We start from the raw sequence: 915 nt of genomic DNA, 5'->3' as shown, positions 1-915 counted from the left end.
AAAACATCGATAGAATCTATTAATGAATATTTAGGAAATGAAAGAGATTTCTTCAAATCTGAAGAAAACAAGATTCTGAGAAGAGCTGTTGAACGTGAAATTGAAATTATTGGAGAAGCGACTAATCGAATATTAAAAATTGAACATGAAATAGTAATTGAAAATGCACGAAAAATAGTTGATACTAGAAATTGGGTAATTCATGCTTATGACAGTGTTGACAATACTATAATTTGGGGAATAGTAACAATCCATTTGCCGAAACTTTTAATAGAAGTTGAACAATTACTAGAAAATTAAAAAGCCAGCAGTTAACACCGGCTAAACTTCATTCGGGGTTTTGTGCTTACTTCAAAGTTTTGTGTATATTTACTAAGTCGCCAAATCTTGTCGATTTTCAATCCCGCACAAAGCCTAGCCAAAACCGTTAACTGCAAGCGAATAAAAAAATATTAAAAATTAGAAAATCATTTAAATTTGTATCTAAAGTTGATAATTATGATACAAAAACTTCTTTCTAGTAAAATAAATGAATTACGAAATATTTGTAGTTCTTTGAAGGTGAAAAAACTATATGCTTTTGGTTCTGTTGTATCAAATCAATTTAAACCTGAAAGTGATATCGACTTTTTAATAACTTTTGATGATAATATTTCAGTTGAACAATACACCGAAAATTACTTCTCTCTTCACTATAAATTAAAAGAAATCTTTAATCGAAAAATTGATTTAGTTACTGAGAAATCATTGAAAATCCATATTTCATTGAAAGTATTAATGAATCTAAAGAATTAATATATGAAGCGTGAAGTTAAAAAGTATCTTTACGATATAAAAACATCGATAGAATCTATTAATGAATATTTAGGAAATGAAAGAGATTTCTTCAAATATGAAGAAAACAAGATTCTGAGA

General features: G+C 27.2%; 2 protein-coding genes. Both read left to right on the top strand.

Going from position 1 to position 915, the window contains the following annotated elements; translation table 11 throughout:
* A partial coding sequence (locus FGM02_RS17595; RefSeq protein WP_139959890.1) for a HepT-like ribonuclease domain-containing protein occupies positions 1–300 on the top strand: 300 nt, incomplete at its 5' end.
* Positions 301–498: 198 nt separating this feature from the next.
* Positions 499–795 (top strand): nucleotidyltransferase family protein, encoded by a 297-nt coding sequence (locus tag FGM02_RS17590; RefSeq protein ID WP_243739443.1) that lies wholly within the window; start codon positions 499–501, stop codon positions 793–795.
* Positions 796–915: the final 120 nt, after the last annotated feature.

It is taken from the genome of Flavicella sediminum (assembly GCF_006381105.1).
Lineage (GTDB): Bacteria > Bacteroidota > Bacteroidia > Flavobacteriales > Flavobacteriaceae > Flavicella > Flavicella sediminum.
Note: the sequence above shows the minus strand (reverse complement) of the source record. Positions and strands in the feature narration are given on the sequence as shown.

Excerpts from the sequence above, each read along its gene's own strand:
- FGM02_RS17590 (WP_243739443.1), top strand. The coding sequence starts at position 499 with ATGATACAAAAACTTCTTTCTAGTAAAATAAATGAATTACGAAATATT.